This is a genomic window from Micromonospora sp. CPCC 206061 (assembly GCF_036906915.1).
Classification (GTDB): Bacteria; Actinomycetota; Actinomycetes; order Mycobacteriales; family Micromonosporaceae; genus Phytohabitans.
The window spans coordinates 1-24,289 of the sequence record NZ_JBAKHX010000101.1; the positions used below are offsets into that span (position 1 = coordinate 1).

Consider the following 24,289-nt stretch of genomic DNA (forward strand, 5'->3'; position numbering starts at 1 on the left):
CGCGCGGACGCCGCGCCACGCGCGGACGCCGCGCCACGCGCGGACGCCGCGCCACGCGCGGACACCACACCACGCGCGGACACCACACCACGCGCGGACACCACACCACGCGCGGACACCACACCACGCGCGGACACCACACCACGCGCGGACACCACACCACGCGCGGACACCACACCACGCGCGGACACCGCGGCGGGATGGCCGGACGGCGAGGCCGCACACGTGCGGCGTCGCATCGGGGGCGGGCCGCGACGCGGGTGGTGCGCGGGGTGGGTTGGAAGGAGGGAGTACATGACGGTACGTGGCAGGAATTGGGCCTACGGTGAGGGTATGGCCGGGAAAGCGACCCCCGTAGCGATAGAGATCGGTAGCAAGAAGGTCTTCGCGTGGGCGGTGGAGTGGCCGGGCTGGTGCCGGGCCGCCAAGACCGAGGAGCTCGCGCTTGAGGCGCTCGCCGATTACGAGTCGCGGTACAGGATCGTCGCCGACGAAGCGGGCCTGCGGTTTCCCAGGACCGTCGCGGACGCGTTCGACATTCAGGAGCGGCTGCCCGGCTCGGCGAGCACCGACTTTGGGGTGCCGGGCGCGATCAGCGAGGCGGATCGGGAGCCGGTCAAGGCCGCCGAGGCCAAGCGCGCCGGCAAGCTGCTCACCGCCGCCTGGGATGTCCTCGCGGCGGTCGCGGCGATGTCGCCGGCCGAGTTGACCAAGGGGCCGCGGGGCGGCGGGCGGGACCGCGACAAGATGCTCGACCACGTGGTGGGGTCGGAGGACGGGTACGGGCGGCAGATCGGGGTCAAGCACAAGCAGCCGAGGTTCGATGACGAGGAGGCGGTGGCCGCCCTCAGGGCGGATCTGGTCGCGGTGCTGTCGAAACCGTCGGACGGTTCGCCGCTACGGCCGAACGGCTGGCCAGCGCGGTACGCGACCCGCCGAATCGTCTGGCACGTGCTCGATCACGCCTGGGAGATGGAGGACCGGCATCCCTCTGGGGTATGAGATGGGCGTCACCCACTACTGCGCATGACGTAGCGCACAAACCGCCCCTCGGCTGACGTGCGAGGCCTCTTCGCGAGAGATCATCAGATCATGAGTGCGTTGGCGCTGGCGGTTCTCTTCGCCATCGCGTCCGCCGCGGCTTACGCGGCCGGTGCGGTGATGCAGGAGCGCCTTGCCGCCGATGCCGAGCGGCACACCGTACTGGCGCTGCTGCGGCTCGGTCGGTGGTGGTTCGCGGTCGGCCTGAACGCGGCCGGCGGTGCCCTGCACGTCGCCGCCCTGGCGTATGGGCCTCTTTCGCTGGTGCAGCCGCTGGGCCTGCTCACGCTGGTGCTGGCTCTGCCTATGGGTGCGGCTCTTGCCTCCAAGAGGGTCGCCACCGAGCACTGGCGCGGTGCCGGCCTGACGCTGGCGGGCCTGATGGTGCTGCTGGTGCTGGTGGGGCCGGGCAACACGGCGAGTGTGCTCACGACCGGCCGGGCCACCACGCTCGCCGTGGTCGCGACGATCGTCGTCCTCGCCGTCATGGTCGCCGCCAAGTACGCCAAGGCGACGATCGCGCGCAGCATCCTGTACGCCGTTGCCGCGGGCGCCGCGTTCGCGGTGTCGTCGGCGCTCACGCAGACCGTGACGCTGCGCGCCACCACCGATGGGGCGGGCGCGCTGCTCAGCCCGATCGCTCTGGTGCTCGCCGCGATGTCGGTGGGCGGGCTGCTGCTCTCGCAGGTGGCGTACCGGGACTCCGGTCTGGGCGCCCCGCTCGCGACGGTGAGCCTGGCGAACCCGATCGCGTCGGCGGTCATCGGCATGGCGCTGCTTGGCGAGCGGTTCGCGGGCGGCGGCCGGGGCGCGGTGGTGGCCCTGGGCGCGGCGGCGGTCGCGGCCGCCGGCGTCGTGATGCTGACCAGGCCGGCCGAAGGCGCGGCGCTGCCGGCGGAGGCGCCAACCAAGGTCGAGCCGCTGCCGCTGCCGCTGCCGCTGCCGGTGCCGCAGCGGGAACGGGAGCCCGAGCCGGTGGCACTCGTCGCCTGATCCCTTCCCCACGGGCACCGTGCCGTGCCACTGTGGAGTCATGGGCGAACAGGTCGCACGGCGCGAGTTCAGCCGGGAGGACCGGGCCCGATACCGGCTGAAGGTGCGGCAGTGCCTGGACGTGTTCGCGGAGATGCTGCGGGCGGCACGGTTCGATGTCGAGCGCCCGATGACAGGTCTGGAGATCGAGCTCAACCTGGTCGACGAGGACGCCGAGCCGGCCATGCGCAACGCGGACGCGCTCGCCGCTATCGCCGACCCTGATTTCCAGACCGAGCTGGGCCAGTTCAACATCGAGATCAACGTGGCACCGCGCCGGCTCGGCGGCGATGGCACCGCCGATTTCGAGCGGCACGTGCGGGCCAGCCTCAACGAGGCCGAACAGAAGGCGCGCACGGTCGGCACCCACATGGTCATGATCGGTATCCTGCCGACGCTGCGCCGCGAGCACCTGACGCTGGAGTCGTTGTCGGCCAATCCGCGGTACGCCCTGCTGAACGAGCAGATCTTCGCGGCCCGGGGTGAGGATCTCGAAATCCGCATCGACGGCATCGACCGGCTGGCGGTCACGGCCGACACGGTCGCGCCCGAGGCGGCGTGCACGAGCACCCAGTTCCATCTACAGGTGAGCCCGGCGCAGTTCGCCGCCTACTGGAACGCGGCCCAGACCATCGCCGGGGTCCAGGTGGCGCTCGGGGCGAACGCGCCGTTCCTGTTCGGCAAGGAGCTGTGGCGGGAGACCCGCATCCCGCTCTTCGAGCAGGCCACGGACACCCGCCCGGAGGAGATAAAGGCCCAAGGTGTACGCCCACGCGTGTGGTTCGGCGAGCGATGGATCACGTCGGTGTTCGACCTCTTCGAGGAGAACGTGCGGTACTTCCCCGCGCTGCTGCCGGTGTGCGACGACGACGATCCCGCGCAGACCCTGGCCCGCGGCGACACCCCGAAGCTGACGGAGCTGCGCCTGCACAACGGCACCGTCTACCGCTGGAACCGCCCGGTGTACGACGTGGTGCGCGAGCGGCCGCATCTGCGGGTGGAGAATCGCGTGCTGCCGGCCGGCCCGACGGTGCTCGACACGATCGCCAACGGCGCGTTCTATTTCGGGGTCGTCCGCACGCTCGCCGAGTCCGACCGTCCATTGTGGTCACAGATGTCGTTCAGCGCCGCCGAGGAGAACTTCCACGCCTGCGCCCGTCACGGCATCGACGCCACCGTGTACTGGCCGGGGCTCGGTTACCTGCCGGTGATCGAGCTGGTGCTGCGCCGGCTGCTGCCGATGGCGTACGAGGGGCTCGATCAGTGGGGCGTCGACCCCGCCGAGCGCGACCGGCTGCTACGCGTCATCGAGCAGCGCTGCCTCACCGGTCGCAACGGCGCCGCGTGGCAGGTCGAGACGCTGCACGCCTTGGAAGACAACGACAACCTCGACCGCCGGTCCGCGCTGCGCCAAGTGCTCAAGCGGTACATCGAGCACATGCACGAGAACGTCCCGGTGCACGAGTGGCCCGTGTAGCGGGGCTAGCCTGACAGGATCATCCCGTCGACCTCGGCTAGGACGGTGGCACCGAGCGGCGCACGCTCGGTCAGCCGCACCGGACGACCGCTGGCCACGTCGGAAGGGGTGCACACGAACTCGGCGGTCACCAGGAATCTCCACCGCGGATCACGGGCGCACACCCGCGTCCCGGTGCGGTCGGCGTGCGCCACGAGCGCGGTCAGCGCCGGCCACGCCGCGTGCTCCAGCTCGACCACCGCCGGCTTCCCACCCGTGTATCCATTGAGGATGGACACGACGCGCGGCAGCTCCGGTAGGTGCTCAGGGTTCGAGGCCAGCGCGGGCGAGCGGCTGGCGACACCGAGCGCACCGACCAGTACGGCCAGCGCCAGCCATGGGTGCGGAGTCCGCCTCTGCGCGATCCCCAGCACCAGCAACATGAGCAGCAGCAGCGGTGCCGCTCGGGAGAAGTGCCCCACGTAGGTCTGGCTCAGGTCGTCGATGCCGCGTGCGGCGTACCCGATGAAAAGCGTGGTCGCGAGCCCGGCCATGCCGAGACCGGCGGCGAGGAAGCGGTCGTGGCGCGCGAGCGCCGCGACGCCGCCGAAGAGCACCACGACGAGCGCCAGCGCCGTTCCCGGTCGTTCCGCCCAGAAATGCAGCACGTACGAGGCGATGGCGCCGGGCCCGTGCGTGTGGCGCTTCCCGCCGTACCCGAAGTACCGCGAGAACTCCCCCGGCCACCGCATGACGAGGTTGATCACCATGGGGAGCGCGAACACGCCCACCACCACCGCCGCCTGGCAGAGCGCGGGGCGCGGGTCGTCCGGCCCGCGCCGGCGCCATCCGAAGAAGGCCGCGACGCCCACGATGACCGGTACGAAGAACAGGAAACCCGCGTGGCCGTGGACCAGGAAGCCCGCCGCCAGCGCCAGCAGCGGCAGGTGCGGCAGGCGGCCAGCCGCCACCGACGCTCCCGCCGTGAGGAGCAGCAGGAACGGCGCCACGTACAGGTGCGGCATCCACGCGGACGCCAGGATTGGGGGCTGTGCGGCGAGGAACGCGAACGCTGCGCCGCCGGCCAGCGCCGTCGCGGACCAGGACCGCGACCAGGAGTGCAGGATCGCGAGGGTCAGTCCGACGAGTACCGCGTTGAGCACGAGCAGCGCCAGCCACTGGCCGTTCCACGGTGCCGGCACGGCGTGCAGCAGGTCGTGGAAGAGCCACTCGCCGAACGCCTGCACGTAGAAGAACGCCGGACCGGGATGCGAGAAGCCGAGGCGGGAGTAGTTGCCGACCAGCAGCTCGAAGTGCTTCGCGTCCCCGGTGATGATCGAGTTGGCGGCGAAGTCGCCTCTCTCGTACACCGCCGCCGCGAAGACCCGGTGGTTGCGCGCGAGCAGCAGCGCCAGCGTCGCCACGGCTGCTACGGCGAACACCACGCGCCCGCCCGGCTCGGCCGGACGGGCGGCGGTGCGTGGCACGACCGACCCGACTTCACCCATGATCGGTCATGGTGCCATGAAACTCACAGCCGGATGGTACTGGCGGCACCGCTCGCCGGGGTGACACGCACCTCGGTCGCGCCGGCGGGCAGCAGCGCCGCGTTCCGGCCGGCGTCGTGCCAGCCCTCGTCCCCCACGCGGTAGCTGAGGGCCGCGCCCTCGCTCGCCACGACCACGCCCTGCCCTTCCGGCAGCCGCAGCTTCACCGGCAGCGCGCCCTCGTCGACGAACCCGCTGGCCGCTACCTCGAACGCCGTGCCCCGGCCCAGCAGCGCGATCACGCGTCCAGGGTCGTCGTCATACTGCACGGTCGCGAGGTACAGCTGCCGTCCGTCCGGGGTGACGCCGAAGAGCGTGTAGAGGGGCGAGCCGTTCTGTGCGTGCGAGCCAGCCTGATCGACGTACGGCGCGAGCGGGCCCTTCCACAGGTCGACCACCTGTGCGCCCGGGTCGGCGCCCCACGCCTGCTCCGCGCCGGGCAGCACGTGCTCGTACAGCGGGGCCTGCGGCCGGTCTTTGCCGCCGGGAAAGAGGATCTCCGACGAGCCGTTGACCTGGATCGAGTTCTCCATGCTGACTGGGATCAGCGAGACCGCGATGGTGACCTTGTCGCGCTGCGGCGGCACCCGCACGGCGGCGGCGCCGTCCTGGAACACCATGCGCTGGAACGTGCGCACGACCTTCCCGTCGGGCGCGTAGGTCACGGCGGGTGAGTACTCGACCGCAGCGCCGGCGAAGTCGAGCACGAGAAGCACGTCGCGGACCGGTCCAAGCAGCGCCGCTTGCTGGAACCGGTCCAGGGTGATCGACTCGTCGAGCTGCCCGATGGTCATGAGCCGCGGACCGTCGATGGTCGGCTCGACGATCGCCGCGTAGCCGACCAGGCGGTGCCCGTCCGGCTCCACGACCACCGGGTTGGCCGAGCTGCGCTGGGCGACGAACGCGGCCGGCCCCGCCGGGGTGCTGCCCGCCCAGAGCACGTGTACGGAGCCACGCGTCCCGCCGCCGAGATCCTCTATGGCCCGGCGCCACGCGCCGGTCACCTGCCGCAGGTACGCCTCGTCATGGGCCAGGTCGCCGCGGGTGGGCAGGTCGAACACCGGCGATGCCACCTCGACCCGGCCTGCGGTACCCGAAAACTGGAGCACACCCCCGACGGACGCCGCGGTGACCGCGGCGAGGCCCCCGGCGAGGAAGGCCCGGCGCCGGACGGCCCGGCGCCGCCCGCCCAGGCGCACGTCGTCGACGAGCCGGGGCGGGCTCTCCAGGTGGTCAGTCGCGCGGTGCAGTACCGCCCGGACGTCGGTATCGTTCATGGTCATCGCGAGCTCCCGGAACCGTTGGGGATGGTGACGACGAGTCCGGAGTCGGCGAGCGCTTCCCGCAGCTTCGCTATGCCGCGGGACGTGTGGCTCTTGACGGCGCCCTCGGAGCAGTCGAGCGCCGCCGCCGTATCCGCCACCGACAGATCCTCCAGGTAGCGGAGCACCACAGCGGCGCGCTGCCTGGGCGGCACCGCGCGCAGGGCGGCCACCACCGCCTCGCGCAGTGCGACGTCGTCGGTGGCGTCGGGGGTGGCCGGGTCGAGATCGCCGAGCGCCCTCTCCGGCCGCCGGGCGCGCCGCCGCCAGCGGTTGGCAGCCCGGTTGACCAGTGCCCGCCGGGCGTACGCCTCGGGCGTGGTGCGTACCCGCCGCCAGCGCACGTAGACCTGCTCCAGAACCTCCTGGAGCAGGTCTTCCGCCGCGTGCCGGTCACCAGTCAGCAGGTATGCCACCCGCAGCAGGGAAACCGACCTGGTGCGCACGAACTCGTCGAACTCCGCGCCGCGCACGTCTCGCATCCGTCCTCCCCGGTCTCGTCGCTACCCAAGACACCGGGGAGGGAGGATCGGATTACCGGTCTTCGACGGGGACGTAGTCGCGCTGTTCGGCGCCGGTGTACAGCTGGCGGGGGCGGCCGATCTTGTTGGCTGGGTCGCTCATCATCTCGCGCCATTGGGCGATCCAGCCGGGCAGCCGGCCGAGCGCGAACAGCACCGTGAACATCTTCGTCGGGAAGCCCATCGCCTTGTAGATGAGGCCCGTGTAGAAGTCGACGTTCGGGTACAGCTTGCGCGACACGAAGAAGTCGTCGGCGAGCGCGATCTCCTCCAGCTGCATGGCGAGGTCGAGCAGCGGGTCGGGCTGCGGCATCCGGGCCAGCACGTCCTGGGCGGCCTTCTTCACGATGGCGGCGCGCGGGTCGTAGTTCTTGTACACCCGGTGACCGAAGCCCATGAGCTTGACGCCCTGCTCCTTGGCCTTGACCCGGCGCACGAACGACGCCACGTCACCGCCCTCGGCGTGGATGCGTTCGAGCATCTCCAGCACCGCCTGGTTGGCGCCGCCGTGCAGCGGGCCGGACAGCGCGTTGATGCCGGCGGACACCGAGGAGAAGAGGTTGGCCTGCGCTGAGCCGACCAGCCGCACGGCCGACGTGGAGCAGTTCTGCTCGTGGTCGGCGTGCAGCACGAACAGCATGTCGAGCACCTTCGCGACGACGGGGTCGACCTCGTATCCCGTCGCGGGCACACCGAACGTCATGCGAAGGAAGTTCTCCACGTACCCGAGGGAGTTGTCCGGGTACATGAAGGGCTGGCCGATCGACTTCTTGTACGCGTACGACGCGATTGTGGGCGCCTTGGCGAGCAACCGGACCGTCGAGATCTCCACCTGGTCGGCGTCGAACGGGTCAAGGCTGTCCTGGTAGAAAGTGGACAGCGCGTTGACGGCGGACGCCAGCACCGGCATCGGGTGCGCGTCGTACCGGAATCCGTCGAAGAACCGGCGCATGTCCTCGTGGAGCAGCGTGTGCATGCGTACCTTGTCGCTGAACTCCGTGAGTTGCGTGGCGGTTGGCAGCTCGCCGTAGGTCAGCAGGTACGAAACCTCCAAAAAGGAGGCCTTCTCCGCGAGCTGCTCGATCGGGTATCCGCGATAACGCAGGATGCCCGCGTCGCCGTCGATGTAGGTGATCGCCGACGCGCATGAGGCGGTGTTGACGAAGCCCGGGTCGAAGGTGACGTACCCGGTCTGGCTGAGAAGCTTACCGACGTCAATGCCGGAAGCGCCCTCGACGGCCTCGTGCACGGGCATCGACAGCTGTCCACCGTGGTGATCGAGTTTGACATCCGTCATGAGGCCCCTCGCTTTGCCCGAAGATTTTCCTGTCAACGCGTTAATTCCACCGTAATACCGTCGCTAACGGTAGACTCGCGCCGGGAGATCGCTGAGGGATGCGTCACTCCAGACGCAGCACCGTGACCTCGTTGGCGCCGGCCCGGAAGAGCGACTCGTCGGTGATGAGCGCGCCAAACCGTCGCCCCGCCTCGTCGGCCGCGCTGGCGCGCACGACAGCACCGACCTTCCCGTTTACGACGACCGCGAGCGGTGTCCCGTTTCGCACCGACTTCGGCACGGTGCCGTACACGAGGGCCGGCAGCGTGCCGGAGCCCGGCTGGACATCGGCGAACGCGCTCGCGTTGGCCACGGTGGCGCCCGCCTCGCTCGCCCCGCTGGGCGGGGCCTCGCCGATCAGGTCCCGCGACGGCGCCGCCGGCAGCGCCGGACGCGCGGCCGGGCCACGCAGCACCGCGGCCAGGTTCGCGGGCCCATCCACCGTGATCGGTTTGCTGGGAGTGTCGTGGTACGCCTTTTCGGCGCTGTCACGGGTCTGTTCGGCGGCAGAGATGCCGTCGGTCTGCCACGGCACCGTCACGCCCGCCAGGTCGGCGATCGTGGGCAGCAGGTCGACCTGCTCCCAGTTTCGGTCGTCGACCCGCCCGGCCGCCTGGCGCGGCTCCTTGACGAACAGCGGCACCCACAGCACCTCGGCCGCTGCCTTCTGCTGCGCGTCGAGCCCCCGGCCGGCCGCGCCCGGCGAGAAGCTCACGCCGTGGTCGGCGGTCACCACCAGCAGCGCCTCGTCGAGGATGCCCGACGCCCGCATGGTGTCGAGCATCTGCCCGATCAGCTTGTCGGTGTACTGGACCTGCTGCAGGTGCCGCTCGTACCCGAGCCGCTCCCAGCCGGCCGCCTCGTAGCGCAGGTCTTCCGGCGCGTCGTACCGGGTGCCGGACGCCAGGTAGTTCCACGGCGTGTGCGGCATCAGCAGGTGCAGGAAGCTCAGCCGCGGCTTGCTGGCTGTCTTTTCGAGGCTGGCGAGAAAGTTCGTGAATCGGGCCGGCTGGTTGTCTGCCAGCGCCCCGAACCGGAACCGCGGGTCAGCCGGCGGGCCGGCCTCCTCCTGGGTCGGCTCGCGGTACGACTCCTCCAGGTTTTGTTTGGCGTCGACCGGCGACACCAACTGCTCCAGCAGCGTGGCGCTCTCCTTGAGCAGCACCGGCAGGCCACCGGCGGGCTGCGCCCGGTCGGGGCACAGGCGCGGCGGGCACAGCTGCGTGATGCTCTCCTGCACCCGCAGGTCGTACTGGCCGCCCGTCAACGTGAACAGGTTGTCGGGGTGCTGCGTGTAATGCGGCGCCACGTTGTCCTTGCGGGGCCACTCGCCGCTGAGCATCGCCGGCACCGCGTACGGGGTCCAGCCGCTCGCCGCGGTGGCGTTGCGGTACCAGGTGGAGGCGCCCGCGAGGCGTGCGAAGTTCGGGTACTTCGCGGCGTCGATCCTGCCGTCGGTGCCCAGCAGCGACACCAGCGGGAACTCGTCGAGCAGCAGCACGACCACCGGCGGGTGCGTGTCGGCGGCCCGCCCTCCCGGCCCGGCGCCTCCGGACTCCCGGGCGAGCACGACAGCCGACGCGGGCGACGCGAAGACGAACAGCAGCGCGAACAGCAGCGGACCCACCGACGCGAACCGCAGCAGCTGGGCGGGCACCTTCCAGCGCAGGTACGCCACCGTGAGACCCGCACCGGCGAGCACCGCCAGGAAGGCGAGCGGTAGCCCGCGTACCGGAAGAAGGTTCTTGCCGACCTGGACCGCGAGGACCACGAGCAGCGCGCCGAGCGTCAGCGCGTGGGTTCCCGTCCGCGCGGCCCCGCCGACGCGCGCCCGCCACGCCTGGTGCGGCGCGCCGCGCGCGAGCGCTTGGCCGGCGAGGCCGGCCAGCGCGCCGACGCCCCACAACGCGACCGGCGGCACCACCGTCACCAGTAGCACCAGCGTCAGCACGTCGCCTCGGCCTGCGCCGTAGAACAGGAAGAAGTCAGGGGCCTTGCCGGTGATGTCGAGCAGCGGTTGCGCTACGCCCAGGCCGCAGAGCGCCGCGATCTCCAAAAATGCGTACAGCTCGCGGCGCCACCGCTTACCCGGCACGCCGGACTCCACAGTAGAGGGTGCGGGTACCCGACGGCAGCTCCGCCCTGTGCTCGACCGTGAACCGCTCCCCCAGCAGCTTTTCGAACACGTCACGCCGGTAGTCCGGGAACAGGCCCTCGGGCTTGTTGGCCAGCAGGCGCTGAGCCATCGGGTCGGCAGGCTCGACGAACTCGACCACCACCCGGCGGCCGAGCGCGGCCAGCCAGTCGACGATCTCGGGCAGCGGCACGTTGCGCCCGATGGCGAGATGGTGGATCACCGCGAGCGCCAGCACCGTGTCGGCGTCGGCGCGCTGCTCGAACGACGCCCGCTCGCGGCCGCGCCAGCCGATGCCCGGTGAGGGATCTGCCAGGTCCATGACGATCGGCAGCACCCGCCGCTCCCCCTCGTTGTGGAGGTCGCGGTAAAGCTTGTCGACCACGGCCGCGTCGCTTTCGACGGCCACGACGTAGTCGGAGTGCTTGGCGGCCAGCCGCGAGTACGTGCCGTCGTTCGCTCCGAGGTCGAGGGTCAGGCTGCTCTTCTTGGAGAGGACGGCCTCGACGAACTCCACCTTCGCGGCCCGGTCGGCGTCCGAGTAGGTGCAGGTCTGCTGGTACGCCGTCCAGTGGCTGGCCGGCGGCTGCCAGTCGAGGCCGCGCACCAGCTTGTCGATGGCGCGCACGGTGGCCTTGACCAGCTCCGCGGAGAACCCGGCGTCGCGCAGCTCGGCGCGCACCTCACCGGTGCTCGACCTCGCGTTGCGGGATTGCACCGCGTCGTGCAGGTGCACGTGCTTGAGCACGCCCGCCTTGAAGCGCCGGGCGCCGCCGAAGAGCTTGCGCATCCGCGCCGGCTCTACGCCGTCGACCGAGGCGCGCAGCCACGGCTGGAAGTCGAGGCCGAGGTGCGCCTGCAGCATCAACGGGTACAGCATCGTCTGGCAGAACTGCCGGTAGCCGGCCCAGGGCTCGCCCGGTCGCGCCGGCTCGAACGAGCCCACGTCTATGAAGACCGGGCTGGCGCCCCGCCACTGCAGGTTGTAGGCCGAGCCGTCCTTGCTGGTCAGGCCCTCGGCGAGAGCGGCCTGGAGCAGGTCGAGGTGCAGCAGCGCGGCGTCGCGCAGCATCGCGAAGGACCACTCGAACGGGTACGAAACGAAAGGGATGCGCTCGTGCCTGAGCACCACGTCCCACTCGTCGGTTTTCTCGGCTTCTTCGGTAGCCGTGATTTTGCCCGCTTTTACGGCATTCGCGAAGAATTTGGTGGCGGCGAGAGCCCGCCAGTCCTGCGCGGCCACCGGGCTGAGCCCGCGGAACACCTGACCGTCACGATAGAAGACCCGGCCCGACGGGTCACGGAAGGAAGCCGGCTCAACCCTTACCACCGGGCCGTCCTCAGTCGTTGTCCGTAGGCGCCTCAGCACGGCGACGGAAGCGCCCCGTGAGCCGCCGCCAGTACAGCTTGACGGCCACTGCCATCCCGGCCGCTCCGGCGACCACCGCCTGCACGATCAAACTCCCGGAGCCAGCGTCCAGGTAGGCCAGCCTCATAGTCGCTTCCCTCTCGCCGCAGGGGACAAAGTTAACGAACCGCACCATACAGGGACAACCTGGGAACAAGCTCGGAGCGGGTTAACCACTCCGCCGACCGGGCGTCATTGGCGGTACACCTCACCCTACGCCGCTGGTCAGAAGAGCGCACGGCACGCGCCCGCCGTGTCCGAATCGTTCAAGAGCGATCGACATCGGTGTTCGTACGGTAGCGACATGACACCTCGAATCGACGCCGTCGGCCTTGTCGTCGCCGACATTCCCCGTTCGCTTTCCTTCTACCGCCGGCTCGGGCTCCAATTCCCGCCGGACGCCGAAAACGCGCCGCACGTCGAGACCGCCCTGCCCGGCGGCATCCGCCTGCTCCTCGACACCGTCGACACCGTGCGCTCCTTCGACCCCAGCTGGCAGCCACCGACGGGCGGGGCGCGCGCCGGGCTCGCGTTTCGCTGCGACGGCCCGGAGGAGGTCGACAAGGTGTACGGGGAGATGGTCGCGGCCGGCTACGAAGGCCGCAAGGAGCCATGGGACGCCGAATGGGGCCAGCGCTACGCCCTCCTCCACGACCCCGACGGCAACGCGGTAGACCTCTTCGCCCCGCTCCCCTAGCCGGCCCGCGGCCGCCCGCCGCGTGGGCGCCGCGTGGGCGCCGCGTGCGCCCATCCTCGTCGATCAAGGGCAAACGCACGTGGTTCGATCTCTTTTCCACGTGCGTTCGGCCTTGATCGACGCGAATGCCCTTGATCGCGGCAGGCCGTCCCGCACGGCGGCCGCCCCTCACGGCGCAGCGCACCCACACGGTAGGCCGCCCCCGTACGGCGCAGCGCACCCGCATGGCGAGACGCACCCGCACGGCGGGCCGCACCCGCACGGCAGGCCGCCCCTCGCCGCGGGACGCGCCCTCGCCGCGGGGCGTCGCGAGCTACGCGGCTAGGAGGGTGGTCGGGGTGGTGCCGGCGAGGGCACGCACCTCGCGCGTGAAGTGCGCCTGGTCCGCGTACCCTGCATCGGCCGCCGCCAGAGCCAGCCCCGTCCCACCCCACGCCAGCTCCAGCGCCCGCCCCATCCGCAGGACACGCGCGAGCATCTTGGGCCCGTACCCGAACGCGGGCAGGCACCGCCGCTGGAGCTGCCGCGCGCTGACGTTGAGCGCGCTGGCCACGGCACCGACGGACACGCCTGCCCGCAGCCCGGCGACGACCCGCTCGGCGACCGGATCCGGACCGCCGGCCGCCGCCAACCGGTCGGTCGCGAACCGTTCCAGCGCGGTACCGGGATCGGCCGCCACCCGCTCAGTGGCCTCGCGCACCAGCCGGTCCGGCCACAACGCCGACAGTGGCGTGCGTGCGTCGCGCAGCTCGCTGGCCGGCACCCCGAGCACCGCCGGCGCGGTGCCGGGCGGCAGCCGCAGGCCCATCAGCGCGTCGCCGGCATGGATCTCGCTCAGGTACGCGGCCGTGTCCGGACCGGCGACGACGATCTCGCCGCCCCACCAGAGCAGGTCCATGCAACCGTCCGGCAGCACCCGCGAGGTACGGTCGTCCGGCTCGGCCGTGCGCCGCCACAGCACCGCGCCGGCGAGCCCGGCGGGGCGTTCCTCGTACACCGTTCCGACCCTACGCCCGCCAGCCGAACCAGCAACTTCACCAGAACCGCGCCCTCAACCTGGGCCCGATCCCCGCCACATCCCCGAACCTGCCCCCGCCTATGGCGAGCGCGGCGTCCGCGGCACGCGCCACCCAGGCACGGCACGGCGTAGGGCGCCCGCACGGCGGCGGGCGTCTCCGCGAAGCGCGGCGCCTACGAGCGCGCCTTAGCGGCGGCGGGCCAGCTTGCCGTCTACGCGGAGGGCGAGTGTCGGGCAGGCGGCGACCGCGCGCCGCGCGTGCGCCACCAGGTCGGCTGGCAGCGGGGAGCCGTCCACGATCGGGTACCCCCACTCGTCCATGGTGATCCGCTCGGGTAGCAGCTCCCGGCAGACCCCGTGCGCGACGCACGCGATGGGGTTCACCTGCAGCCGGGGCGGCTCCTCACTCATCGCCAACCCCGGTCGCGCGCCTTCGGCAGCGGCAGCATCGGGTCGCGGCTCACCCCCGAACAGGTCCACCCGTTCAGGTGCGTCTCAAGATCCTCAGCGAAGGCGGTCAGGGCGCTCGTCGCGAACCGGGTCGCCCCGTCCGGGTGCCGGCAGGCACCGCGACCGGACACCGTCTCGATGCGCCGCATCAGCCGCTGGCGGGTCGACGGACCGCACCGGCCGAACGCCACGGAACGCAGGTCGTCGGCGATCGCGGGCAGCCCGAACACGCACGGCCCGCACTGACCTGCGGACTCCTCGGCCAGGTACCGCGTGATGCGCGCCGTCTCGGCGAGCCCGCACGCGTCGGCCGGCAGCGCGAAGATCGCGCCCGCGCCGAGCGTCACGCCGCCGGGCCCGGTGCGATCGTGCGACAGCGGCATGCTCCAGCCCTCTGGCATGGGCACCCAGGTGCCGAAGTACCCGCCGACCAGTACCGCGCCGAGCGGCTCGGTGGCACCGCCGGCCGCGTCGAGCACCTCGCCGATTCGCATACCGGGCACGATCTCGTACACGTTGGGCCGCGCGACCGCCCCATCGATGGTGACCAACGTGGAGCCGGGGTCGGTCGGGGTGCCCAGTTCGCGGAACCAGTCCGGACCGTACCGTGCGATGAGCGCGATGTGCGCGAGCGTCTCCACGTTGTCGACGAGCGTCGGCCGGCCCTCGACGCCGCGCTCGAACGGGCGCGGCGGCACCGCGATCGGCCGCCCGTCGCCGGAGTTGACGAAGTGGACGAGCGCCGACTCCTCGCTGGACACGTACCGCCGGGGGATGCGCGCTATCTGCCACTTCACCGGGTCGCCCTTGCGCTGGGCGAGTTCGCGTTCGAGCCGTTCGGGCAGTGAGCCGCCGCGCTCGACGCAGATGATCACCTTTTCGGCGCCGACCGCGTGCGCGGCGAGGACGGCACCGTCCAGTACCAGATGCGGAGCGTGTGCGAGGAGCGTCTTGTCCTTGCGACTGGCCGGTTCGGATTCGCAGCCGTTGGCCAGTACCACAGGGGTTTTCTTGCCCGACGCGACGGACGTGAGCTTGCGCCCGGTCGGGAAGCCCGCACCACCGCGGCCCCGCAGCCCCGCCTGGGTGACCTCCTGGATCAGCCGTGCCCGCCCCTCCTCGCCGGCGAAAGTCCGAAGCGGAAGCCCGCCGTACGCCTCCCGGTGCTCGGCGAGCCTCCGTCCCGTGCCCAGTAAGCGCGGCAGCCCGGGCGCCGTCTCCCACGGCGCCCGCTCCAGCAGCACACTCGTCATGCGGCCCCCCTTGTCATGAGGCTTGAGGAGTCTTGAGGCTCTTCAGGCGTGGCGTGACCCGCCACACCGCGCCGGCCACCACCGCCATCGCGCACAGCACCGAGACGACCAGCGGCCACCCGGCGGCGGCGTCGGTGCCGATGCCGATGGTGTGCGCCAGCGCCACGGGCCAGCAGATGTACGCGAACCAGTGCACGGACCGCCACAGCCGCGGGTTGATCCGGGGCCGCAGCAGGCTGGTGATGAGCAGGGCGAGCATCAGGTCGAACGCGATCGCCCCGAGCCCCAGCCACAGCGGCTCGAACGCGGACACGAACGGCACCACCGCGTCGACGAACGTGATCGGCACGTACTCGTCGACCGCGATGCTCACCACGTGCACCATGACCAGCGCGAGGGTGAGCAGCGAGATGTTGCGGTGCAGTCCCGCCAGCGCGAACCGCGGCCACGTCACCGTGCCCACCTTCATCGGGCCCATGATCCCCAGCAGGACCGTGCCCGTGAGCAGCAGCAACGAGACCATCCCGGTGGCCCGTGCCACGTACCAGAGGTTTATCTCATCCATGGGTCCCCCACCCGGCGACCGCGACCACGCGGCCGTCGTGCCCCACGAGACGGGCGGGCAGTGCGAGGCCCCGCAGCCACGCTTCCGCGCCATCGCCGCGCACCACCGCGGCTGTCGCGGCCGCGTTGGCGTCCACACAGGACCGGGCCGCGACGGTGACGGTACGCCAGACCGCCGCTGGCACGTCACCGGTACGCGGGTCCACGATGTGGTGTACTGGTCGGCCGCCCCGCCGCCACGCCCGCCGAGTGACGCTCGATGTGGCGAGCCCGCCGGAGCGCACCGACACCACCGGGTCGCCCGGTCCGGCGTTCTGGTGATCGTCGCCGACGCTGACCAGCCACCGGCCGCCGCCTTCGCTCGCGCCGCGCGGCGACTTCGTCGGCGCTCCGCTCGGTCCAGGCGCCGCCGGTCCCGGAGCCGGTCCTGCCGTCGCCAGGTCGCCGCCCAGCGACACGAGCACCCCGCAGCCGAGCGCTTCGAAGATCGCGGCGGCGGCCCGGTCGGCCGCGTACGCCTTGCCGGTCGAGCCGAGGTCGAGCAGCACCCCGTGGGGGACGATGACGCTGTCGCCCTCCATGCGGACCCGCCACCACCCGGGCGCCGGCTTCGGGGTGAAACCGTCACCGGATGGGGTGATCTTCGCGAAGTCCCGGTCGTACCCGAGGTCGACAAGAGCCTGGCCGACCGTCGGGTCGACCAGGCCATCGGTGGCGTCGGCGGCCCGCAGGGCGGCCCGGAGCGCGCCGGCGAGCAGTGGGCTCACCGGCGCGGCCCGGCCGTGCGGCAGGCGCATGATCTCGGAATCGGGCCGAAACCGGCTGTACGCCGCGTCGACGGCTTCGAGCTCGTCGCGCAGCAGGCGCTCGGCCTCGGGCAGCGCCGCCTCGTCGGTCACGAGGAGCACAGCGGTGGTGCCGAGCGCGGGGAACGTCGCCCGCGCCGGTGCCACCCGCGTGCCAGTCATGACCCGCCCGACCGGGCGTCAGGCTGCTGTTCCTGCTCCTGTTCGGGCTCTTCGGCCGGCGGCTCCTCGGGCGCCTTCAGCTCGGGCTCTTCCGACTCCTCCGCGGCCGGCTGCTTCTGCTTGTCCTTCGCGGGCGCCTTCGTGGCCGGGGCCTTGGTGGCGGGCACCTTCGTGGCAGGCAGTTTCTCGCTGTTGCCGGCTGGTTCTGTCGCCGGTGCTTCCGTGGGCTGCGCGAACACCCAGCCGAACGCCACGGCGAGCGCGGCGGCGCCGAAAGCGGCGCCCTGGGTGACCGTTCGCTGGCGACGCAGTCCTTGGTCGCGACGGTCGACGTGGCGCGGACGGGGGCGGTCCATAGGCTCCCTCACATCAGTGACGAGTACCCACAGGTACGTGTGGTTCCCGCGCACGGTTCAACATCCCGCGTGCGGTACGGTGCCTTCGGTGAGCGTGCCGGTGATCATCCGCCGGGCCCGGTGGGTGGTTGGTGCCGCCATGGCCGTGGGCCTGTTCTTCGCGTACCTGCTCATGTCCCGCGCGGTGGGTGTGAACTCCGACGGCGCGAGCAACGCCCTCCAGGCGTGGGACATGCTCCACGGCAACGTGCTGCTGCGCGGCTGGACCGTCACCGACGTCTCCTTCTACACCAACGAGCTGCTGCTCTTCGCGCTCGTCGAGGCGACGTACGGCTTTCACGACGACACCACGCACGCGGTCGCCGCGCTGGTCTTCACGCTGCTGGTCCTCGTCGTGGCGGTCGCCGCGAAGGGCCGCGCCACCGGCCGTGAGGCTGTGGTCCGGGTGGCCCTGGCCGGGGCGGTCGTGGCGGTGCCGGCGCTCGGCTTCGCCGCCGTGACCCAGCTCACCTCGCCGGACCACACCGGCACCGCGATCCCGCTCCTGCTCACGTGGCTGCTGGTCGAGCGCGCCGCCGACCGGAGGTGGCTCCCTTACGCGGTAGCGGGACTGCTCGCCTGGGCCCAGATAGCGGACCCCTTGGTGATGTACATCGGTGTGCTCCCATTGCTCGTAGTGAGCGCCTGGCGGCTGCTCCGTAACCGAACCGACCTGGGTCTTCTCATCGCCGGCCCGGCATCGATCGTGATCGCCCAGCTGGTGCTCTTCGCCATCCGCCTCGGCGGCGGCTTTGGCGCCCATGCCGCAGAGGCCAAGCTGAGCCCCCTGTCCGACCTCGGCCACCACCTGTGGCTGGCCGCCCGAGTGCTCGCGATCAACTTCGGCGCCTACTTCCCCGACCGCGAAGGCCCCGCCGGCATGGCCATGGCCGCCCTCCACCTGATCGGCCTGCTGGCGACCCTCGCCGCCGTGATCATCGCCGCCGCCCGCACCCTCCGCGGCCCCCACGACCGCATGGTCGAGCTGCTCACCGTCGGCATCCTGGTAAACCTGGGCGCCTTCGTCGTCTCCGCGCTCCCCACCGACCTGCTCTCCGCCCGCCAGGTGGTCGCCATCCTCCCGCTGGGCGCGGTGCTCGTCGCCCGGATCTTCGGCCCGCCGCTCGCGGCGGCGGGCCACAAGGTCACAGCGGCGCTCGCGGTGCTGCTGATGCTGCTGGCCGGCGAGCTGGTCGCCCACGCCACCTTCAAAGGTGTACCCGGACACGCCGTCGACGTGGCCCGATGGCTCGACGATCGCGGGCTGACGTACGGGATCGGCGAATACTGGAACGCCAACAACGTGACCGTCCTGACGAGCGGCCGTGTGCAGGTCGCGCCCGTGGTGGCCGGCACCTCGATCGCCTCGTACCGCTGGGAGTCCAAGGAGGACTGGTACGACCCGGCGAAGCACGACGCGAGGTTCCTGGTGATCGACACCCGCAACCCGTCCTCCCGCACGGAGGCGACTGCCCGCTCCCAGTTCGGCACCCCGACAGAACGCCACGAGTTCACCGGCGCGGTAGTCCTGGTCTACGCCCACAACCTGCTCCAGGGCCTCCCCGCCTACTGCGTCCCCGAAACCGCCCCCACCCCAGCCGCCTGCCCCGACCACGGCCTAGTCCTCTTCTAACCCCCTCCCGCCCCTCCCCCTCCCGCCCGCGGCCCGTGCCCGTTCCCGTCGATCAAGGGCAAACGCACGTGGTTTGATCTCTTTTCGACGTGCATTTGCCCTTGATCCATGCAGATCTCCTTGATCGACGGGAACGGGCACGGGCCGGCAGGGAGCGGCGGACGGCCGTCGGCGGCGGGCGCACGGCGGTGGGGCGGACACGGGGCGGTATCGGATCGGTGACCGGGTCCTTACGTGCGTGGACTGGCGACCACACCGGCCCGTATCACCTTTGTATGGAGCTCAATCGCCTGTATCGCGTAGCCGGCACCGCCGGCCTCGCCTGTGCCTTGTTGCTGGCGGTCAACGCCGCCCGCCGGTCCGGTGCCTTGCCGGAAAACGACCTCACCCACGCCGTCGCGCCGTTCGCCGCGCTGTTCGGCCTGTTCGCGCTCAGCGGCCTCTACCTCTGGCAGCGCGCCGAGGCGGGCGTGCTCGGCTGTGTCGGCTACGGCCTCAACGCCGCCGGGCTAGCCGGTGCGTTCGCCATCGAGTACACCCTCCATTTTGTCTTCCGATACCTCGACGGCGGCGTCGTCGACGGGCTGGTCGGAGGCGCGACCGGCACCGCGTTCCGGGCGACAGCCCTCGTGCTCATCGCCGGCACCGTCCTCTTCGGAGTGTCGAGCTGGCGCGCCAGGAGGCTGCCCGCCGCGGCCATCGCGCTGTACGTCGTCGGCATGGTGCCGGGCTCGCTGCGCAACGCCGTACCCGAGCCCGTCTACCTCGGTGGCCTGCTCGTCGCGGCGGTCGGCGTGGGCTGGCTGGGTTGGACGCTCATCGGGCGGTCAGCCGCCGTTCAACGAGGGCCGGCCCTGAGTCACTGAGCTTGCCGAGCGGCGTCAGCAGGATGATCGCCAGCAGCATCACGTCGGTGCGGAACCCCAGCACCATCGACGAGACGACCAGCTCGGCGGCCATCAGGAAGAGCCAGCGCCGCGGCCCACCTCGACCAGTCGGGGTCGAGGTGGGCCAGCGCGGCCGCCGCGTGCTGTACGCGGGAAAAACGCGCCGATCGCCACCTCGCCCGCGGTCGGGGCTTCCCCGCAACTCGGTCCGGCGATCCCCCAGGTGAGGTACACGGCGGTGCCGGAGCGCGACGGGCGGCGTCCTCGAACCCGAGCGTGGCCCACCAGCCCCGTACGGGGACGAAGATCATGCGACTACGAGTCACGGTCTGAAAGGCACCTGCCCGGGTACTACCCGGGCGTGCAGACCTTCCTGCCGTACCCGGACTTCGCCGCCACAGCCGCGGTGCTGGACGGGCGCCGGCTGGGCAAGCAGCGCGTCGAGGCGCTTCAGGTGCTACGCGCGCTGACCGTGCCCGGGTACGGGTGGCGGCACCATCCGGTCGTGAAGATGTGGGTGGGCTACCTGGAGGGTCTGGTCCGGTACGGCCTCGACATCTGCACCGCCTGGACGGCCGGCGGGCGTGGCGACAGCGTCGCCGGCACGCTCGTCGCCGAGTACGGCCAGGAGCCGCGCGACCAGGCGGCGCTGGCCGGCGCCGGCGAGTTGCCACCGTGGCTCGGCCGGGACGACGTGCACCGCAGCCACCGCTCGTCGCTGCTGCGCAAGGACCCCGCGTTCTACCGGCCGCTATTCGGCGCCGATCTGCCCGACGACCTCCCGTACGTGTGGCCGCTGTCCGACCGCCTACCTTGAGAGGAGCCCGCGATGCCCAGTCATATCGCTCAGTGGACGCTCGACGTGCACGACGTCGCGCTGATGGCCCGGTTCTGGTCCGAAGCGCTCGGCTACCGGATCGACAAGGCCGCCGACGGCAACGTCCATCTGCTCCCGCCGGAGGGCGCGCCGCCGGCCTCGCCCACGATCTGGCTCCAGCCGACCGGCGCCACCAAGCGCAACAAACTGCGCGGCCACATCGACCTCGCGATCGAAGGCGATCCGGCGGCCGAGGTGGAGCGGCTGCTCGCGCTCGGCGCCCGCCGGGCCGACGTGGGCCAGACAGGCAGCGAGCCCTTCACCGTCCTCGTCGACCCGGAGGGCAACGAATTCTGCCTCCTGGACCGCCCGCCGGCGTACCACCGCTAGCGACCGCGGCGGCCCTTGGGCGCGGGGTGGGCTTGTCGCGCGATGGCCGGGCGCGCGACCTGTGACAACGCGGCCGTGTTCGGAGCCCGCCCGGCCGCCGATCAAGACCATTCCCGTCGATCAAGGGCAAAGCACGCGGAAGGGGATCAAAGTACGTGCGTTTGCCCTCGATCGACGCAAGCAGGGCCGTGTGGCGCGGACACAGGGTGAGCGCGACGAACGCGTCCTCCAGGCCGCGTCCGGTGACCTCGATGTCGCCGCGCGGGCGTCGCAGCGGGCAGCGCCCGCAGCGCGGCGTCCGAGTCCTGGCAGGTCAGGAGCTGATTTCCAGGTCGAGCCCGTCGACGGCCCCGTACCGCTTGACCAGGTTACGTAGAACAATCATGGGACGATCGTGTCCCCGGCGAGAGCTCCGGTCGGCTGCCCGGCGTCACCCCGCGCCCATGACGGATGTCATGGTCCGGCGGTACCAGTAGAAGGTGCGGCGCACGCCCTCCTCCAGGCTGACCCCCGGCTCTAGCCCGATCAGCCGGCGGATCTTCGACAGGTCGGGGATGCGGTGGGCGGTGGAGCCCCGTGGTGGCGGCTGCGCGACGACGCGCGCCTTGACCCCGGCCACCCGCAGCACCAGTTTCGCCAGGTCACCCACGCTGGTCTCGGCCCCACCGTTTCCAATGTGGACGATCTCCCCGGCCGCGGCAGGGGTGTCGACGAGCCGCAGCATCGCCGCGATCGCGTCGTCGACGTACATGAAGGAGCGCTGCCGGTGCGGACCCGGCACCGGAAAGGGGTCCACCCCGCGCAGCGCGCGCAGGCACATCTGCGGGATGAGCTCATCGACCGGCATCCGCGGCCCGTACACGTCGTAGAGCCGCCCGATCACGACCCGGCACCGCCCCGCGCGGGCGCCGTGCAGCAGCGCGGCCTCCGCCGCCAGCCTGCTTGCCGCGTACGCCGAGCGCGGTGACACCAGGTCGCCGATCATGACGGGGTCGGTCTCGTCCGTCGGTACCGGCACCACACCCGCGTCGACACCGTCCGCGTGCACCTCGCCGGACGACGCGAAGAAGATCTTGTCGTTGGGACCGGCCCAGTCGAGCAGGTGCAGCGCGGCCAGCGCCTGCCCGCGTACCGCCCGGACCGGGTCGGCGTCGATCGCCCTCGGTGTCGGCACGTCTCCGAGCAGGTAGATCTGCTCCCACTCCCGGGGCAGCGCCGCCCACGTGTCCACGTTGGTCAGGTCACCGGAGAGCACCTCGACGCTGCGGTTGCCGGTGGTCGTGCGCGACTTGGGCACGTTCGCGACGATCACCACCCGGAACCCTTCGGCTACCAACCGTCGCGCGAGGTGCGTCGCCAGGAAGTCCATGCCACCCAACACCAGCACCTTCTTGCGCAGGCTCAACGTCCCGCCACCGTCCACCGCGCCTCTAACCCCCAAGCCCCCACAGCCGTGGCCGACGGTACCAACGAGGCCGCGCACCTCCCAGCTATTCGCCCAACCTAACTAGTAATCCCGGGAATGTACGGTGGGAACTGCGGTCCGTTCGGGCTGGCAGGCCAGGTCATTCCAGATTCTGAGACAGGAATCCACTGGTCGTGTAGGTTGCCCGCCGATGAGCGGGTGACCTCGACCCGAACTGGCGGTAGCCTAGGGCGCGATGGCCGGGGAGATGGCGCCGTTCACCCAAGAATGGGCGCGGGCGTTACAGGGCACGTCGTGCGCGCCGCTGACGCGCGCCGAGCGGGTCGCGCTCGTCGACCGCCTCGCCGCGGTGCTGGTCAAGGCCATCGCCGCCGAGCCGTTCGACCCGGCGCCCGGCTCCACAGTGGCCACTGAGCTGGTCACCGCCGGCTTCCAGACCCCCGAGACGCTCGGCCGCACCGTCGCCGTCCTCCAATCAGGACTCGCCGGTGACCCGGCCCGCATCGGCCTGCTGCTCGACGCGCTGTCCACCGGGTTCGCGCGGGCGCTGCGCGACCACACCCTCGACGCGCAGGACGCGCTGCGCCACGCCGCGCTCGCCGCGCGGGTCAAGGCCGAGGCGGCGCTGCGGGAGAGCGAGAGCCGTTTCCGGTACGCCGTGCTGCACGACGCCCTCACCACCCTGCCCAACCGCACGTTCTTCGCCCGCGCCCTCGAACACGCCTGCACCGACCCGCGCAGAGGCGTCCGCCTCGGCGTGTGCTTCCTCGGCCTCGACAGGTTCCAGGCCGTCAACGACAGCCTCGGCCACCAGGTCGGCGACCACCTGCTCCGCGAGGTCGGCGCCCGCCTCGCCACCCTCGCCGCCAACCCGTCACGGCTGGTCGCCCGGCTCGGCGGCGACGAGTTCGCGATCCTCGTCGAAGAGACCACCTGCACCGACGACGCGGTCAAGGTGGCCGACAAGGCGCTCGCGCTGCTCGCCGACCCGGTGCTCGTCGACGGTCACGCCCTGCGGGTCTCCGCCAGCGCCGGGATCGTCGAGCGCCCCGTCGAAGGCGCCGACCCGGCCGACCTGATGCGCGCAGCCGACCTCACGCTCCACTGGGCCAAGGCCGACGGCAAGGGCGCCTGGGCGGTCTTCGACCCGGCGCGCAACGCGGCAGACGTCGCCCGGTACCGGCTCTCCGCCGACATGCCCGGCGCCCTCGACCGCGGCGAGTTCACCGCGTACTACCAGCCGCTCGTCGACATCGCCGATGGCACCGTCATGGGCGTCGAGGCCCTGGCCAGGTGGCAGCACCCGCGCCTCGGCCTGCTCGACGCCGGCCGCTTCATCGGCCTCGCCGAAAACACCGGCCTCATCGTGCGCCTCGGCCGCCACCTGCTCACACAGGCCTGCCGTGACGCCGCGAGCTGGCCCGACCACACGTTCGTCAGCGTCAACCTCGCGGTACGCCAGATCCGCCAGCCCGGCCTCGCCGCCCAGGTCGCCTCGGTACTCGACGACACCGGGCTGCGCGCCGGACGCCTCCAACTCGAAATCACCGAAGACGCGGTGATGGACATCGACGACGACAGCGTCGACACACTGCGGGCCCTCGCCGACCTGGGCGTACAGATCGCCATCGACGACTTCGGCACCGGCTACTCCAACCTGGCCTACCTGTGCGAGTTGCCGGTACACGGTCTAAAGCTGGCGGGCCGCTTCCTGAAGGGTCGCCGCCCACGCGGCGAGGTCGACCCCACCCGCGAGGCCATCCTGAGCACCCTGGTCACGCTCGGCCACAAGCTGGGCCTGAGCGTGACGGCCGAGGGCGTGGAGACGCCCGCGCAAGCCCGCCGCCTACGCGCGATCGGCTGCGACCTGGGCCAGGGCTGGCTCTGGGGCCACCCCGTCCCCTCCCCCACCTTCTAACCCACGAATCCACCCACCCACGGCCGCCCCGGGCCACTCCGCCGCCCCACCCGGCGCGCGCCCCACCCGGCGCGCG

24 protein-coding genes are annotated in these 24,289 nt (G+C 71.6%); 9 read left to right on the top strand and 15 right to left on the bottom strand.

Features of this window, described 5'->3' with window-relative positions; translation table 11 throughout:
* The first annotated feature begins 333 nt into the window (after nucleotides 1-333).
* The 3 genes from V6V89_RS36780 to V6V89_RS36790 all read left to right on the top strand — a co-directional run bounded on the left by V6V89_RS36780 (nucleotide 334) and on the right by V6V89_RS36790 (nucleotide 3,550).
* Nucleotides 334-1,002, top strand: coding sequence for a hypothetical protein (locus tag V6V89_RS36780; protein ID WP_334624274.1), 669 nt, complete (start codon nucleotides 334-336; stop codon nucleotides 1,000-1,002).
* Nucleotides 1,003-1,092: 90 nt separating this feature from the next.
* Nucleotides 1,093-2,034, top strand: coding sequence for a DMT family transporter (locus V6V89_RS36785; RefSeq protein WP_334624275.1), 942 nt, complete (start codon nucleotides 1,093-1,095; stop codon nucleotides 2,032-2,034).
* A 40-nt stretch (nucleotides 2,035-2,074) separates the two neighbouring features.
* Complete coding sequence (locus tag V6V89_RS36790) at nucleotides 2,075-3,550, top strand: glutamate--cysteine ligase (protein WP_334624276.1); 1,476 nt, start codon at nucleotides 2,075-2,077, stop codon at nucleotides 3,548-3,550.
* 5 nt (nucleotides 3,551-3,555) lie between these two features.
* Here V6V89_RS36790 and V6V89_RS36795 read toward each other — a convergent pair whose 3' ends face one another.
* The 7 genes from V6V89_RS36795 to V6V89_RS36825 form a co-directional block, all read right to left on the bottom strand.
* Entirely contained in the window at nucleotides 3,556-5,037 is a 1,482-nt protein-coding gene (locus V6V89_RS36795) for a hypothetical protein (protein ID WP_334624277.1), read from the bottom strand.
* Between the two features lie 23 nt (nucleotides 5,038-5,060).
* Entirely contained in the window at nucleotides 5,061-6,359 is a 1,299-nt protein-coding gene (locus tag V6V89_RS36800; RefSeq protein WP_334624278.1) for a hypothetical protein, read from the bottom strand.
* Nucleotides 6,356-6,880, bottom strand: a complete 525-nt coding sequence (locus tag V6V89_RS36805; RefSeq protein ID WP_334624279.1) for a SigE family RNA polymerase sigma factor — start codon at nucleotides 6,878-6,880, stop codon at nucleotides 6,356-6,358. Before V6V89_RS36805 ends, V6V89_RS36800 begins: the two co-directional genes overlap by 4 nt.
* Before the next feature lie 52 nt (nucleotides 6,881-6,932).
* Nucleotides 6,933-8,216: a citrate synthase gene (locus V6V89_RS36810; RefSeq protein WP_334624280.1), complete on the bottom strand. Its 1,284-nt coding sequence runs from the start codon at nucleotides 8,214-8,216 to the stop codon at nucleotides 6,933-6,935.
* A 103-nt stretch (nucleotides 8,217-8,319) separates the two neighbouring features.
* Entirely contained in the window at nucleotides 8,320-10,350 is a 2,031-nt protein-coding gene (locus tag V6V89_RS36815) for a sulfatase-like hydrolase/transferase (protein ID WP_334624281.1), read from the bottom strand.
* Nucleotides 10,340-11,755 (bottom strand): methyltransferase, encoded by a 1,416-nt coding sequence (locus tag V6V89_RS36820; RefSeq protein WP_334624297.1) that lies wholly within the window; start codon nucleotides 11,753-11,755, stop codon nucleotides 10,340-10,342. Before V6V89_RS36820 ends, V6V89_RS36815 begins: the two co-directional genes overlap by 11 nt.
* Nucleotides 11,730-11,885 carry a hypothetical protein gene (locus tag V6V89_RS36825; protein ID WP_265253252.1) on the bottom strand — a complete coding sequence of 52 codons (156 nt, stop codon included), beginning with the start codon at nucleotides 11,883-11,885 and terminating at the stop codon, nucleotides 11,730-11,732. The genes V6V89_RS36820 and V6V89_RS36825 overlap by 26 nt, the downstream gene beginning before the upstream one ends.
* Nucleotides 11,886-12,101: 216 nt before the next feature.
* Between V6V89_RS36825 and V6V89_RS36830 the strand changes: the two genes are divergently transcribed.
* Nucleotides 12,102-12,494, top strand: a complete 393-nt coding sequence (locus V6V89_RS36830; protein WP_334624282.1) for a VOC family protein — start codon at nucleotides 12,102-12,104, stop codon at nucleotides 12,492-12,494.
* Nucleotides 12,495-12,807: 313 nt separating this feature from the next.
* Here the strand turns inward: V6V89_RS36830 and V6V89_RS36835 are convergent, their stop codons facing one another.
* From V6V89_RS36835 to V6V89_RS36860, 6 genes are all read right to left on the bottom strand, one after another.
* Complete coding sequence (locus V6V89_RS36835) at nucleotides 12,808-13,491, bottom strand: helix-turn-helix domain-containing protein (protein ID WP_334624283.1); 684 nt, start codon at nucleotides 13,489-13,491, stop codon at nucleotides 12,808-12,810.
* Nucleotides 13,492-13,698: 207 nt separating this feature from the next.
* On the bottom strand, nucleotides 13,699-13,923 hold the full coding sequence (locus tag V6V89_RS36840) for a ferredoxin (protein ID WP_334624284.1): 225 nt from the start codon (nucleotides 13,921-13,923) through the stop codon (nucleotides 13,699-13,701).
* Nucleotides 13,920-15,215: an NADH-ubiquinone oxidoreductase-F iron-sulfur binding region domain-containing protein gene (locus V6V89_RS36845; protein WP_334624285.1), complete on the bottom strand. Its 1,296-nt coding sequence runs from the start codon at nucleotides 15,213-15,215 to the stop codon at nucleotides 13,920-13,922. The genes V6V89_RS36840 and V6V89_RS36845 overlap by 4 nt, the downstream gene beginning before the upstream one ends.
* A 13-nt stretch (nucleotides 15,216-15,228) precedes the next feature.
* Nucleotides 15,229-15,780, bottom strand: a complete 552-nt coding sequence (locus tag V6V89_RS36850; RefSeq protein ID WP_334624286.1) for a ferric reductase-like transmembrane domain-containing protein — start codon at nucleotides 15,778-15,780, stop codon at nucleotides 15,229-15,231.
* Nucleotides 15,773-16,747, bottom strand: a complete 975-nt coding sequence (locus tag V6V89_RS36855; RefSeq protein ID WP_334624287.1) for an FAD:protein FMN transferase — start codon at nucleotides 16,745-16,747, stop codon at nucleotides 15,773-15,775. Before V6V89_RS36855 ends, V6V89_RS36850 begins: the two co-directional genes overlap by 8 nt.
* The gene (locus tag V6V89_RS36860; protein WP_334624288.1) at nucleotides 16,744-17,103 is read right to left on the bottom strand and encodes a hypothetical protein; all 360 of its coding nucleotides are present in this window, start codon (nucleotides 17,101-17,103) and stop codon (nucleotides 16,744-16,746) included. Before V6V89_RS36860 ends, V6V89_RS36855 begins: the two co-directional genes overlap by 4 nt.
* An 88-nt stretch (nucleotides 17,104-17,191) precedes the next feature.
* On the opposite strand from V6V89_RS36860, the gene V6V89_RS36865 reads away from it, so the two are divergent.
* Nucleotides 17,192-18,775 carry a hypothetical protein gene (locus V6V89_RS36865; protein ID WP_334624289.1) on the top strand — a complete coding sequence of 528 codons (1,584 nt, stop codon included), beginning with the start codon at nucleotides 17,192-17,194 and terminating at the stop codon, nucleotides 18,773-18,775.
* A 275-nt stretch (nucleotides 18,776-19,050) separates the two neighbouring features.
* Nucleotides 19,051-19,641 carry a hypothetical protein gene (locus tag V6V89_RS36870; RefSeq protein WP_334624290.1) on the top strand — a complete coding sequence of 197 codons (591 nt, stop codon included), beginning with the start codon at nucleotides 19,051-19,053 and terminating at the stop codon, nucleotides 19,639-19,641.
* On the opposite strand, the gene V6V89_RS36875 is transcribed toward V6V89_RS36870, so the two are convergent.
* Nucleotides 19,592-19,735 carry a hypothetical protein gene (locus V6V89_RS36875; RefSeq protein ID WP_334624291.1) on the bottom strand — a complete coding sequence of 48 codons (144 nt, stop codon included), beginning with the start codon at nucleotides 19,733-19,735 and terminating at the stop codon, nucleotides 19,592-19,594. The two genes, V6V89_RS36870 and V6V89_RS36875, sit on opposite strands and share 50 nt — an antisense overlap.
* A gap of 288 nt (nucleotides 19,736-20,023) precedes the next feature.
* On the opposite strand from V6V89_RS36875, the gene V6V89_RS36880 reads away from it, so the two are divergent.
* Together V6V89_RS36880 and V6V89_RS36885 are read left to right on the top strand one after the other, a co-directional pair.
* Nucleotides 20,024-20,479 (top strand): MSMEG_6728 family protein, encoded by a 456-nt coding sequence (locus V6V89_RS36880; protein WP_334624292.1) that lies wholly within the window; start codon nucleotides 20,024-20,026, stop codon nucleotides 20,477-20,479.
* A 12-nt stretch (nucleotides 20,480-20,491) separates the two neighbouring features.
* Nucleotides 20,492-20,869, top strand: coding sequence for a VOC family protein (locus tag V6V89_RS36885; protein ID WP_334624293.1), 378 nt, complete (start codon nucleotides 20,492-20,494; stop codon nucleotides 20,867-20,869).
* Between the two features lie 430 nt (nucleotides 20,870-21,299).
* On the opposite strand, the gene V6V89_RS36890 is transcribed toward V6V89_RS36885, so the two are convergent.
* Nucleotides 21,300-22,274: an NAD-dependent epimerase/dehydratase family protein gene (locus V6V89_RS36890; RefSeq protein ID WP_334624294.1), complete on the bottom strand. Its 975-nt coding sequence runs from the start codon at nucleotides 22,272-22,274 to the stop codon at nucleotides 21,300-21,302.
* Between the two features lie 268 nt (nucleotides 22,275-22,542).
* Here V6V89_RS36890 and V6V89_RS36895 point away from each other — a divergent pair, with 268 nt between their 5' ends.
* Complete coding sequence (locus V6V89_RS36895) at nucleotides 22,543-24,213, top strand: putative bifunctional diguanylate cyclase/phosphodiesterase (protein ID WP_442935295.1); 1,671 nt, start codon at nucleotides 22,543-22,545, stop codon at nucleotides 24,211-24,213.
* Nucleotides 24,214-24,289: the final 76 nt, after the last annotated feature.